Source organism: Terriglobus sp. RCC_193 (genome assembly GCF_041355105.1).
Classification (GTDB): Bacteria; Acidobacteriota; Terriglobia; order Terriglobales; family Acidobacteriaceae; genus Terriglobus.
The window spans coordinates 267641-278928 of record NZ_JBFUPK010000002.1 but is presented as its reverse complement, the minus strand read 5'-3'; the positions used below and the strand labels follow the sequence as shown (position 1 = coordinate 278928).

The window sequence follows — 11288 nt, the reverse complement described above, 5'->3', positions numbered from 1 at the left end:
AGGACTTCTGATCTTGACTCTTGGGCGGTGGCGTCCTTATAGTCCTCTCGCCTGAAGAGAGTCTTGTTTTGTGTTTGCGAAACGTTTCGATGCCGCTCTGGAAGCGACCGAGTGGGACGCACGTGCAAGCAGGAATGGCAATGACAGGCGCAGGTTTTGCAATTGATTCTGCATGCATGGAGACGTTTCGATGAGCCACACGGAAACCAAGAAGAGTGCGCCGACCCGCCGGGATTTTATCGCCGGTAGCGCGGCTGCGGCTGCGGTTGCAGCCTGGAGCGCGAAGAGCTATGCCGCTATTCCGGGCGCGAATGACCGTGTTCGCACGGCGATCGTCGGCGCGGGCGACCGTATGAAGGGCGCCCTGATTCCTGCGTTTGCCGCGAATCAGAAAGCGATGAATTTCGAGTTTGTTGCTGTGGCCGACCTGTGGAGCCGTCGTCGGGAAGAAGCCGTGGCGTATGTGGAGAAGAAGGCAGGGGCGAAGATCGAAACGTGCCGCAACACGGACGAACTGTATGCGCGCAAGGATGTGGATGCCGTTCTGATTGCGACTGCGGATTTTCAGCACGCGATTATGGGTGCGGCGGCTGTGAACGCTGGTCGTGATGCTTATGTGGAGAAACCGACGGCAGACCGCATGGAAGATGCGCGCCTGTTTCGCGATGCCGTGCATAAGACGGGCAAGATTGTGCAGGTGGGAACGCAGCGCCGCTCCACGCCGAGCTACATGCGTGCGTATGACTACATTCGCAGTGGCAAGTTTGGCGAGATCAACATGGTGGAGATGACCTGGAATGTGAACCAGCCCGGGCGCTGGCGCAGGCCGGATGTGGTGCCGCTGTTGAAGGAAGAGGACACGGACTGGAAGCGCTACCTGCTGAATCGTCCGTATGAGCCGTTCAATGCGCGCAAGTACCTGGAGTTCCGCTTGTTCTATCCGTTCTCGTCGGGCATTCCTGACCAGTGGCTGGTGCACCAGATTGATACGGTGCACTGGTTCACGGGCTATCCGCATCCGCGTTCCGTGGTGGCGAATGGTGGCATTTACCAGTGGCAGGACGGACGCACGAACTGGGATACGTTGACGGCAGTGTTTGATTACGGCCCGCTGGATGATCCGAAGAAGGGCTTCCAGGTGCTGTATTCGTCGCGTCAGACGAACTCGGCTGGCGGCGTGAAGGAGATTTACTACTCCAACGGCGGTTCGCTGAACATGGACACGCAGAAGGTGACGGCTGAGGGTGGCCTGACGGCGAAGGCTGCTGCTGAGATGAAGATGAAGCCGAATCTGCTGGAGGACTTTTCGCTGGGCGCAACGGAGGCGGTTTCGAACGAAGCCAACACCGGCAGCGATCCGATGACGGTGGCGAACATGCGCAACTGGATGGAGTGTGTCCGCAGCCGTAAGACGCCGAATGCCAGCATTGAAGCGGGTTACTCGCACTCGATTGCGCTGTGCATGTGCATTGCGGCCATGCGCACGGGCAAGAAGGTGACGTTTGATACTGCGAAGCAGCAGGTGCTGGCAGGTGGACAGCCGTATGTATAAGTTCGTTGCATTGGCTATGCTCTCGACTATGTTCTTGTCCGGGGTTGCAGCGGCAGAGGTTAAGGTGGACGTTCACGAGGCTCAGCGCCGCGTGGACGTCACTGTGGATGGCAAACCGTTCACTTCGTATCTGTGGCCTACGTCGCTGAAGAAACCAGTGCTGTATCCGCTGGTGTTGAGCGACGGCGTGACGGTGACGCGCGGGTTTCCGCTGGAGCCGCGTGCTGGTGAGCGGCAGGATCATCCGCACCATGCGGGCCTGTGGTTCAACTACGGCAACGTGAATGGCTTCGACTTCTGGAATAACTCCGACGCCATTACGGGCGATCGTGTGCAACATATGGGGTCGATCCGTCAGGACAAGATTGTCTCTTCGCATTCCGGTAAGGACTCGGGCGATCTGACGACGGAGTCGACGTGGGTTGCGGCGAATGGCTCACCGTTGCTGCGCGAAACGACGACCTATGTTTTCCGGCAGAACGGCGATGTGCGATCGATTGATCGCATCACGAAGCTGACGGCGTTGGAGAAGGTTGTGTTCACCGATGACAAGGAAGGCGTGCTGGGGATTCGCGTGGCGCGCTGGCTTGAGTCGGCCAATGAAAAGGGCGGCGTCTTCGTCGATGCTTCCGGTAAAGAGACGAAGGTGGAGGGCGCTACTGGCGCTGGTGCTACCGGTGTCTACCTGACCAGCGAAGGCAAGCAGGGCGATGATGTGTGGAGTACGCGTGGTCGCTGGTGTGTGTTGAACGGGCATGATCCGGAAGGGCACCAGGCTGCGATTGCGATTCTGGATCATCCGGGGAATCCGGGCTATCCCACGTATTGGCATGCTCGCGGGTATGGGTTGTTTGCCGCGAATCCGCTGGGTGCGCATGTCTTCGATACGAAGGCTGCGCCGATGAATTACACCGTGGAGAAGGGGCAGGCGACGACGTTCCGATATCGTGTGTTGCTTTCTCCGCATACGATGACGGCTGCGCAGGTGAATGCGGCCGCGGATACGTTTGCGAAGGTGAGCCGGTAAGGTTCGGTCATCACTTTTTAGAGGCTTCGCCCTGGTCCGGGCGAGGCCTTTTCTTTTTGTTCAGGATTCCCTCCGCGGCTAAAGCCACTTGTTGGTTGTGGGTTTTACGGCAGGGCTGAAGCCCTGCCCCTCCGAAAGAAGGACGCACTTTGTGCGTATGAGCTTCGCTTTGCGAAGCTGGTTTGAGGTTTGTGGCTGGAAGGGTTTGAGCGTGTCGTTGCGGGAGAATGCGTTGGGATTCTTCGCTTTGCTCAGAATGACGGTCTTTGATCGTAGGAGCTTCGCTGCGCTCAGAATGACGCAGGTATACGCGTTGCAGGATTGCGTGGGGGCGCCTTCGGTTCGTACACTTGGCTGCACACAGGAGAAGCACGCAAATCATGTCGTTCATGCGCAACATTGCTCTCGTTTCCGCGACCACGCTGCTGGTCAGTACGGCTTTGCTGGCCCAGGTTGCGGCTGCACCTGCCGAGGCACCCAAACCGATTGATGCGGTGCTGGTGAAGGATCCTTCGACGCTGACGCCGAATGAGATTTCGGGCCTTCAGAAGAAGCTGGCGGATTATGCCAACCTGGCGCGTTATGCGAGTGCGAATGCTGCACTGCCGCCTGCGCCGAAGGATCGCGTGGTGTTTTATGGCGACAGCATCACGGATGCGTGGGGCAATGGCGCGACGAATAAGTCGACGTTCTTTGCGGGAAAGCCGTATCTGGACCGCGGCATCAGCGGGCAGACGACGCCGCAGATGCTGGTGCGTTTTCAGCAGGATGTGGTGGCTCTGAAGCCTGCTGCAGTGTTGATCCTGGCGGGAACGAATGACATTGCGGGCAATACAGGCATCGAGTCGCTGGAGCACATTCAGGACAACTTCCGTTCGATGGCGGCGATTGCGGATGCGAACCACATCAAGGTGATCCTGGCGAGCGTGCTGCCGGTGGACGACTATCCGTGGCGTCGCGGTTTGCAGCCTGCGGACAAAATCCGCGCAATGAATACGTGGATGCAGCAGTTCTGCAAGGAACATGGGTATACGTATCTGGATTATTATTCTGCGCTGACGTCGCCGACGGGTGGCATGAAGCAGGACCTGGCGAAGGATGGTGTGCACCCCACCCCCGCGGGGTATGCCATTATGCAGCCGCTGGCGCAGGCGGCGATCGACAAGACGATTGGCAAGTAATCGAACGAGGTGAAACGGGGGAACCATGCATGGTTCCCCCGTGCGCTTTGCGGCCTGCTATGGTCAGGGGTGATGAAGCGGTCCATTAGTACGCATGTTTTTCTGCAACAACGGCTGCACGCGGGTCTGCTGGATGCAATGGTGGCGGCGGGTGCGCAGTCGATTGAGTTGTTTGCGGCTCGGCACCACTTTGATTACACCGATCGCAATGAAGTGAAGGAACTGGCGAAGTGGTTCCGCAGCCATGATTGTCGCGCAACTCTGCACCAGCCAATTTTCGAATCGCGGGCTTCTGACTGGAGCCGCCATGTTCCGGCGACCATCAATCTGATTGATGTGGAGAAGTCGCGCCGCATTGATGCGATGGATGAGGTGAAGCGCGCGCTGGAAGCAGCAGAGCAGATCGACATTGACAGCATTGTGCTGCACCTGGGCACGGCGAATGACACATGGAGCGAACGCTCGCTGGACCTGTCGATGACGGCAGTGGAACACATTAAGGCATTTGCGCATCCGCTGGGCGTGAAGACGCTGGTGGAGACGCTGCACAATGATGTGACCACGCCGGAACACCTGAAGGACATGCTGCGCATTGCGCATCTGGATACGGTGCAGGTGTGCCTGGATATTGGGCATGTGAATCTGCATGACATGGGCGGTGTGGAGAACGCATTTGCCGTGTTGGGCGATCGAATTCGTGAGTTGCACCTGCATGACAATCATGGCGAGAAGGATGAACACCTGTGGCCGGGTGAAGGCACGGTGGATTGGAATGCTGTGCGTCGCGGGATTGCTGCGCTGAAGCATGAGCCAGTGGGGACGCTGGAGATTGCGTACGAGCCGGAGATCGATGCGAAGTCGATGAGTGCGAAGGCGGCGAAGGTGTTTGCGATGCTGGAAGAGCCTGTGCGGGGTTGAGTTTCTTTCTTGACGCGTTGTAGAGGCTGAGAGGAATGCAGGTCCTTCGACTTCGCTCAGGATGACGAACTTCGTTCGTTTGAGCTTCGCTGATTGGTGCAAGTAAAGTTTGTTTCGGGACAGGCTGATTGATGCAAGTAAAGTTCGTTTGAGCTTCACTGATTGGTGCAAGTAAAGTTTGTTAACAGCAAAGGCCGACATGAGCGATCATGCCGGCCTTTTTTGGTTTCGGAGCGTTGCGATCAGGATGCTTTCAGTGCCTCGGCGATTGCGTCCGCGAAGGGTGCTGTGGGGTGGCCGATGAGGCGGCTTAGCGTGTGCGAGTGGTCGTCCAAGGCTCCGTTTGCGGCTTTTGCTTCGGCGTCTGCCAGGATCGTTGCGAGAGCGGGCGGTACGAAGGTGGCGAGGATCTTTTCATACTCCTGCTGCGGCAGGTCGTGATAGCCGACAGGCTTGCCGGTTTGTTTGCTGACCTCTGCGGCGAACTCGGCACGGGTAAATGCTGTGTCGCCTGCAAGTTCATACACCTTGTTCTCATGGCCTTCGCCGGTAAGTACGGCCACGGCTGCTGCGGCGTATTCTGCACGGGTGGCGGCGGCGATGCGGCCATTTTTTGTGGCTCCGATGAATGCTCCCTGCTGGAGGGCGGGGCCGATGCCGGGGGTAAGGTTTTCCGTGTACCAGCCGTTGCGCAGGAGCGCGAAGGGGACGCCGCTGGCCTGAAGATACTTCTCCGTGGCCAGATGTTCCGCGGCGAGCAGAAGGCCACCAGTGTCAGCATGCAGAAGGCTTGTGTACGCCACCAGACCCACTCCGGCGCGCTTTGCTGCGTCGATCACCGCTTGATGCTGGGGCACGCGCTGGCCGAGTTCACTGCCGGAGATGAGCAGAAGTTTTGTCACGCCAGCAAAGGCTGCGGCGAGGGTTTCCGGGCGGGAGTAGTCGGCTTCGCGGACCTGCACGCCCTTGTCCGCGAATGTTTTGGCTTTGGATGTCGAGCGGACGGCAGCGACGATCTGGTTTGCGGGGACTTTCTGAAGTAGAGCTTCAACAACAAGTGTTCCAAGCTGGCCGGTAGCTCCGGTAATCGCGATCATGGATGTCTCTCCTTCGGCCCTTGCGGGGCGGATAAGAGAAGCGTACGCCTGAGAGCTTACTTGTAGTAAGTACATACCTATAGGTAAGCTGTATGCATGGCGTGGCCGAAGAGTACCAAGACAATTCGCATCCGGCGCGGGAACCTGTTTACAGCCGACTGCCCTACGCGCAGCATCCTGGATGACGTGACATCGCGTTGGGGGTCGCTGGTGCTGGTGTTGCTGCTACAGGAAGACAGCTATCGTTTCAGCGAGTTGGCTTACCTGATCGGCGGCGTGAGCGAGAAGATGCTGGCGCAGACACTGCGCGCTCTGGAGCAGGATGGGTTTGTGCTGCGCACAGTGCATGCGACGAAGCCGCCGAAAGTGGAATACAGTTTGACAGAACTGGGCAAAGATATTGCGGAACGCATGCAGGCGTTGACCACTTACATTGAGGCAAATATCGCTCGCGTGATGGCCCATCGGGCGAGGGCTGAAAAGAAGACCGCATAACGTATCAGCAGCCATGTTTTCATGTGTCTTTCCGAAAACAGGGCGGAATCTCCGCGCGTTTTTGAAGGCGCATACACTGGAAGATGTCATGGCAACAGAAATTTCCGCACCCCTTACCTCCATTGCGAACATTGGCCAGCACGAAGGCGCAACAGTAACGCTGCGCGGCTGGCTGTATAACCTGCGTTCCAGCGGCAAGCTGCTGTTTCCCACCTTTCGTGATGGCACCGGGACGATCCAGGGCATTGTGCCCAAGGCCGCTGTGCCGGAAGAGTTATTCAACACGCTGAAGGAACTACAACTGGAGAGCAGCGTGGTGGTGACGGGCAAGGTGCGCGCCGATTCGCGTGCTCCTTCTGGCTATGAGCTGGACGTGGAAGACGTGAAGGTGCAGCAGGCGGTGAGCGCCGATGAGCCTTTCCCCATCACGCTGAAAGAGCATGGGCCGGACTTCCTGATGGAACGTCGGCACCTGTGGATGCGGACGCCGCGGCAGTCGGCAATCCTTCGTGTGCGCGCAACGATTATGCGTGCGGCGCAGGAGTTTTTTGATACGCAGGACTTCACGCGGACTGATCCGCCCATTCTGACGCCTGCTGCGTGCGAAGGCACCAGCGAACTCTTCGAGATGAAGTACTTCGACGAGGGAAATGCGTACCTGACGCAGAGCGGCCAGCTCTACATTGAGGCGACGGCGTTGGCGCTGGGCAAGGTGTACAGTTTTGGGCCCACGTTCCGCGCGGAGAAGAGCAAGACGCGTCGTCACCTGACTGAGTTCTGGATGATTGAACCGGAAGTGGCTTACGCGGATCTGGACGATCTGATGAAGCTGGCGGAGGACTTTCTTTCGCACATTGTGATGCGTGTGCTGGAGAAGCATCGCATTGACCTGAAGACGATTACAGGCGGCGATGAGAAGGCGGCGAAGCTGGAGAAGATTCAGGCGCCGTTCCCGAAGATCAGCTATGACGAAGCACACGCCATGCTGGAGAAGGCGTTTGCCGAGGGTGCGATTGAGAAGCCGCATGAGTATGGCGACGACTTTGGCGCGCCGGACGAAACGTACATCAGCAACCAGTTTGACCGGCCGGTGATGGTGCATCGTTACCCGGCTGCGGTGAAGGCGTTTTACATGCAGCCTGATCCTGCTGATCCGACGAAGGCGCTTTGTGTCGACGTGTTGGCACCGGAGGGTTATGGCGAGATCATTGGCGGGTCGCAACGCATTGACAGCTATGACTTGTTGAAGGAACGTATCGTTTCGCACGACCTGCCGCTGGAAGCTTTCGAGTGGTACCTGGATCTGCGCAAGTATGGCTCGGTGCCACACTCGGGATTCGGGATGGGCATTGAGCGGTGTGTGGCGTGGGTGTGCGGGCTGGAGCATGTGCGCGAGACGATTCCGTTTGCGCGTACGCTGAACCGGATTTATCCGTAAGAGCATGAGGTATGCTGTGCATCGCGGACTTGCATTTGCTGTGGTGTCCATCGTGGCGTTGCAAGCCAGCGCACAGCGACGCTCTTCAACCCTTGCTCTGCCAGAGTCGAATAGCCGGATAACCGTTAGCTGTATGGCATCCGCAAAAACGGGCAACTTCCGTAACCTACAGATAAGTGTTGACGGCCAACTGAAAGTGGTTCGCTCGCGCTACGATCTGACGTTCATCCCGCGCGGAACAGAAGAGCGCAGGGAGGTCTTATGGCCTGTGCGCGGTCTGGAGCGAGATAAATCAGGATGCTTTATGTCGAGCCGTCTCTCTATAAGCGGGCATGAACGTCTGTTCTTGTTTTTATTTGGGATGCCGATGGCGAGTGATCCAGGATCGGTTCTCGTAATCGGTGTGAACGAGGTCGGTGAACCTTATAAAGTAATTGAGAGCGAAATGCTCTCGCTTGTTTCGTTCACGTCGTCCGTTGATGGCCAGATTCAACTCTTGGCGAAGCCCTCGTTTTCGCAGGTCATGCGCGGCGATGGTCGAGCAACGCCGTATGCCACGACATACGACCCATTCTGGGTCTATCTTATTTCGCCTTCAGGCGAAGCCTCGCTCTCGACTTCGAAAAGCGAAGCCTACAATCGCTCTCACTACGTTTGGGCTGGTATGAAGACGCGCGAGGATATTGCGGTGGTCTTCCGCAAGGGATCGCGACCGTTGGCCGTTCCTTTTTCTCAATTGGACAAATACCTCGGAAAGTAAGAGCGATTTGTCGCGATGAAACTTCGTTGCGGCCTTCGTGCCTGCCTATGCAACGCACGGATCTGCATTAGAATCCGTCTCACTACTGGTGTGACGCGTGCCGCCAAGGGGGAAGATGACGGCACTTCGAAATGCAGCGTTGATATACTTCGCTGCTTTAGCAACGGTCGCATGGGCGCAGAACTCGCCTGTTGCGCGGATGGCAGAGAATGAACGCCAGGCGCGTATTGATCTGAAGGAACATTTTTCGTTCTTGCTGCAGGAGCGCTCTCCGCGCACGGGTGGCCACCTGTGGCTGGAACGAGTTGTGGAAGTGGATGAGGGCAAAGTTGCCCGTCTTCTGAAGGTGGATGGCGTTCCGCTGTCAGCCGAAGCTACCGCTGCGGAGCAAAGGCGGCTTACTAATCTTGCAAATGACCCCGAGGCGTACCGAAGATTAAATGCATCGGCGCAGGGCGACGAAAAGCACCTGATCAGCCTGCTTGGCGCACTGCCGTCGCAGTTTCTATTGACGCCCGCAGGCACCGTGAACGGTTGCTCGCAGTACTCGTTCAAGCCGAACCCGGACTATCAGCCCGGGAGCATGGAGGAGAAGGTCCTGCATGCGATGGAGGGAACCGTCTCCATCAAGCAGCCCGAGGATCGTCTGTGTGAACTGCGGAGCCGTATCGTAAGTCCGGTTTCATTCGGCTTCGGCCTGCTGGGCAAGGTGAACCAGGGGGGCAACTTCCAACTGGAGCGTCGCCCGGTGTCACCGGACACGTGGAAGAGTGTTCGCATGGTTGTCCATATGGATGGAAAGATTCTGATGATGAAGAGTCTTACGCGCGACCAGGACTCCATCCGGAGTGAGATCAAGCTTATCCCGCAACACATCTCCCTGCAGCAGGCCGTGGAAATGACTCGCTGACGAATCGCAGGTATCTGCGGAGATGCATGATTGTCCTCCACGGGGGATCGGCCCGTACCATCAATAGAGATAGGTAGCGAGGGAACAATGGGGAAGAAGCTGCGTGTGGGTGTGTTGTTTGGTGGGAGGTCGGGCGAGCATGAGGTGTCGCTGCGCTCGGGCGCTTCCATTCTGAATGCCATTGATCGCAGCAAGTACGAAGTGGTGCCGATTGGCATTGCCAAGACGGGGCAGTGGCTGGGCGTGGGGGATTCGAAGGCGCTGCTGGATGGTGTGACCGTGCCTGCGCTGGCGGGGAAGAAGTCCGCTACCTCGAAGAAGAAGGTGGAGACTACGGGGCTTACGTTGCAGGCGTCTGCTGCGAGCTCGACTGCTGCGCTGGATGTGATTTTTCCTGTGCTGCATGGCACGTTTGGCGAGGACGGTACGATCCAGGGGATGCTGGAACTGGCAGACGTCGCCTATGTTGGTTCGGGTGTGCTGGGTTCTTCGGTGGGCATGGACAAGGATGCCATGAAGAAGATGTTTGCCGCGGCGGGCCTGCCCATTGTGAAGCATGTGACGCTGCTGCGAGGCGAGTGGAAGGCGAGTCCGCGCAAGTGTACGAAGCTGATTGAAGAGAAGCTGAAGTACCCGGTGTTTGTGAAGCCTGCGAACCTGGGTTCGTCGGTCGGCATCAGCAAGGTGCGCGAACGCAAGGAGCTGGCGAAGGCGATGGATGAGGCTGCGCAGTTCGATCGCAAGATTGTGATTGAAGAGGGCGTGAGCGGTAATGGCAAATTGAGGGGCAAGGGCAAGGCGCGCGAGCTGGAGATTGCGGTGCTGGGTAATGACGATCCTATTGCGAGTGTGGTGGGCGAGATTGTGCCGGATCGTGAGTTTTATGACTACGAAAGCAAGTACGACAGCACCAGCACGAGTGAGCCGGTGATCCCCGCGAAGATCACGAAGGCTCAGGCGAAGCAGTTGCGGCAGATGGCGATTGATGCTTTCAAGTCGTGCGATTGCAGTGGGCTGGCGCGTGTGGATTTTCTGTTGGAAGCGGCTGATCCTGCCAGCAAGAACCCGCCGAAGATTTATCTCAACGAAGTGAACACGATGCCCGGGTTTACGTCGATCAGCATGTATCCCAAACTGTGGGAGGCTACGGGTGTTTCGTATGTCGAGTTGATTGATCGGCTGATTGCGCTGGGTGTGGAGCGGCACGACGAACGCAAGGCTACGAGCTTTACGAAGTGAGCGCCATGTTGAAAGTGATTGCTGCGGACGATGCGAAGATGACCGCGCCTGAGCCGGGTTTGCGACGGCAGGTGATGGCTTCGACCGACCCGATGATGTTGGTGCGGCATCGCATGGAGGCTGGTTGGGTGGGCGCTGCTCATTCGCATCCGCATGAGCAGTTGATCTATGTGTTGAGCGGTGAGATTGCGCTGGTCGTCGATGGCTCGACGTATACGCTGCGGGCAGGGGATAGCGTGATGGTGCCCGGGGACGTGGTGCATCAGGCTTCGGCTGCGGTGGAGAGCGAGGTGCTGGATGTGTTCACGCCTGCTCGTGAGGAGTATCGGTAGCGGTTTCCTGGTGTATCGTAGTGCGGGAGAAGAATGCAGGTCCCCTTCTCTTCGCTCGAGGGCATGCTTCAGCTCCGCTTCGCTTCGTTCAGGATGACGGTCTTTCGACCGTATGATCGCGCTTTGCGCGATGGCCCAGCAAAATTGGCTTTCTTGGGTGTGGGATAGAGCGGGCCGTTGGCCCTTGGGCTTCGTGGGTGTGTTCTACCTGGGCCTTCGGCCCAGGCTAATATGTCGGCGCGCCTTTGGCGCTTGTTGCTGTGCTGGCCTACATCTTTGGTGCTTCAGAATAATTCGTAGGATCACGCTGATGCGTGATGCCCCAGGTTAGTTTCGCGA

General features: G+C 57.8%; 11 protein-coding genes. 10 read left to right on the top strand and 1 reads right to left on the bottom strand.

Features of this window, described 5'->3' with window-relative positions:
• Positions 1–190 precede the first annotated feature (190 nt).
• From AB6729_RS09915 to AB6729_RS09900, 4 genes are all read left to right on the top strand, one after another.
• Entirely contained in the window at positions 191–1552 is a 1362-nt protein-coding gene (locus AB6729_RS09915) for a Gfo/Idh/MocA family protein (protein WP_371081450.1), read from the top strand.
• On the top strand, positions 1545–2579 hold the full coding sequence (locus AB6729_RS09910) for a PmoA family protein (RefSeq protein ID WP_371081449.1): 1035 nt from the start codon (positions 1545–1547) through the stop codon (positions 2577–2579). The genes AB6729_RS09915 and AB6729_RS09910 overlap by 8 nt, the downstream gene beginning before the upstream one ends.
• Positions 2580–2959: 380 nt before the next feature.
• Entirely contained in the window at positions 2960–3760 is an 801-nt protein-coding gene (locus AB6729_RS09905) for an SGNH/GDSL hydrolase family protein (protein WP_371081448.1), read from the top strand.
• Positions 3761–3832: 72 nt separating this feature from the next.
• The gene (locus AB6729_RS09900; RefSeq protein WP_371081447.1) at positions 3833–4678 is read left to right on the top strand and encodes a sugar phosphate isomerase/epimerase family protein; all 846 of its coding nucleotides are present in this window, start codon (positions 3833–3835) and stop codon (positions 4676–4678) included.
• Positions 4679–4920: 242 nt separating this feature from the next.
• On the opposite strand, the gene AB6729_RS09895 is transcribed toward AB6729_RS09900, so the two are convergent.
• Positions 4921–5775, bottom strand: a complete 855-nt coding sequence (locus AB6729_RS09895) for an SDR family oxidoreductase (protein ID WP_371081446.1) — start codon at positions 5773–5775, stop codon at positions 4921–4923.
• 96 nt (positions 5776–5871) lie between these two features.
• Here AB6729_RS09895 and AB6729_RS09890 point away from each other — a divergent pair, with 96 nt between their 5' ends.
• From AB6729_RS09890 to AB6729_RS09865, 6 genes are all read left to right on the top strand, one after another.
• Positions 5872–6270, top strand: coding sequence for a winged helix-turn-helix transcriptional regulator (locus tag AB6729_RS09890; RefSeq protein ID WP_371081445.1), 399 nt, complete (start codon positions 5872–5874; stop codon positions 6268–6270).
• Positions 6271–6358: 88 nt separating this feature from the next.
• Complete coding sequence (gene asnS, locus AB6729_RS09885) at positions 6359–7708, top strand: asparagine--tRNA ligase (RefSeq protein WP_371081444.1); 1350 nt, start codon at positions 6359–6361, stop codon at positions 7706–7708.
• Positions 7709–7841: 133 nt separating this feature from the next.
• Positions 7842–8468 carry a hypothetical protein gene (locus AB6729_RS09880; RefSeq protein ID WP_371081443.1) on the top strand — a complete coding sequence of 209 codons (627 nt, stop codon included), beginning with the start codon at positions 7842–7844 and terminating at the stop codon, positions 8466–8468.
• Between the two features lie 115 nt (positions 8469–8583).
• Complete coding sequence (locus AB6729_RS09875) at positions 8584–9378, top strand: hypothetical protein (protein ID WP_371081442.1); 795 nt, start codon at positions 8584–8586, stop codon at positions 9376–9378.
• An 87-nt stretch (positions 9379–9465) separates the two neighbouring features.
• Positions 9466–10617: a D-alanine--D-alanine ligase family protein gene (locus tag AB6729_RS09870; RefSeq protein ID WP_371081441.1), complete on the top strand. Its 1152-nt coding sequence runs from the start codon at positions 9466–9468 to the stop codon at positions 10615–10617.
• A 5-nt stretch (positions 10618–10622) separates the two neighbouring features.
• Positions 10623–10949: a cupin domain-containing protein gene (locus AB6729_RS09865; RefSeq protein WP_371081440.1), complete on the top strand. Its 327-nt coding sequence runs from the start codon at positions 10623–10625 to the stop codon at positions 10947–10949.
• The last annotated feature ends 339 nt before the right edge of the window (positions 10950–11288 follow it).

What these genes read in the sequence shown, in the direction of transcription:
- AB6729_RS09865 (WP_371081440.1), top strand. Translation starts at nt 10,623, where the DNA reads ATGTTGAAAGTGATTGCTGCGGACGATGCGAAGATGACCGCGCCTGAG.
- AB6729_RS09895 (WP_371081446.1), bottom strand. Translation starts at nt 5,775, where the DNA reads ATGATCGCGATTACCGGAGCTACCGGCCAGCTTGGAACACTTGTTGTT.
- asnS (WP_371081444.1), top strand. Translation starts at nt 6,359, where the DNA reads ATGGCAACAGAAATTTCCGCACCCCTTACCTCCATTGCGAACATTGGC.
- AB6729_RS09890 (WP_371081445.1), top strand. Translation starts at nt 5,872, where the DNA reads ATGGCGTGGCCGAAGAGTACCAAGACAATTCGCATCCGGCGCGGGAAC.
- AB6729_RS09910 (WP_371081449.1), top strand. Translation starts at nt 1,545, where the DNA reads ATGTATAAGTTCGTTGCATTGGCTATGCTCTCGACTATGTTCTTGTCC.
- AB6729_RS09880 (WP_371081443.1), top strand. Translation starts at nt 7,842, where the DNA reads ATGGCATCCGCAAAAACGGGCAACTTCCGTAACCTACAGATAAGTGTT.
- AB6729_RS09900 (WP_371081447.1), top strand. Translation starts at nt 3,833, where the DNA reads ATGAAGCGGTCCATTAGTACGCATGTTTTTCTGCAACAACGGCTGCAC.
- AB6729_RS09875 (WP_371081442.1), top strand. Translation starts at nt 8,584, where the DNA reads ATGACGGCACTTCGAAATGCAGCGTTGATATACTTCGCTGCTTTAGCA.
- AB6729_RS09870 (WP_371081441.1), top strand. Translation starts at nt 9,466, where the DNA reads ATGGGGAAGAAGCTGCGTGTGGGTGTGTTGTTTGGTGGGAGGTCGGGC.
- AB6729_RS09915 (WP_371081450.1), top strand. Translation starts at nt 191, where the DNA reads ATGAGCCACACGGAAACCAAGAAGAGTGCGCCGACCCGCCGGGATTTT.
- AB6729_RS09905 (WP_371081448.1), top strand. Translation starts at nt 2,960, where the DNA reads ATGTCGTTCATGCGCAACATTGCTCTCGTTTCCGCGACCACGCTGCTG.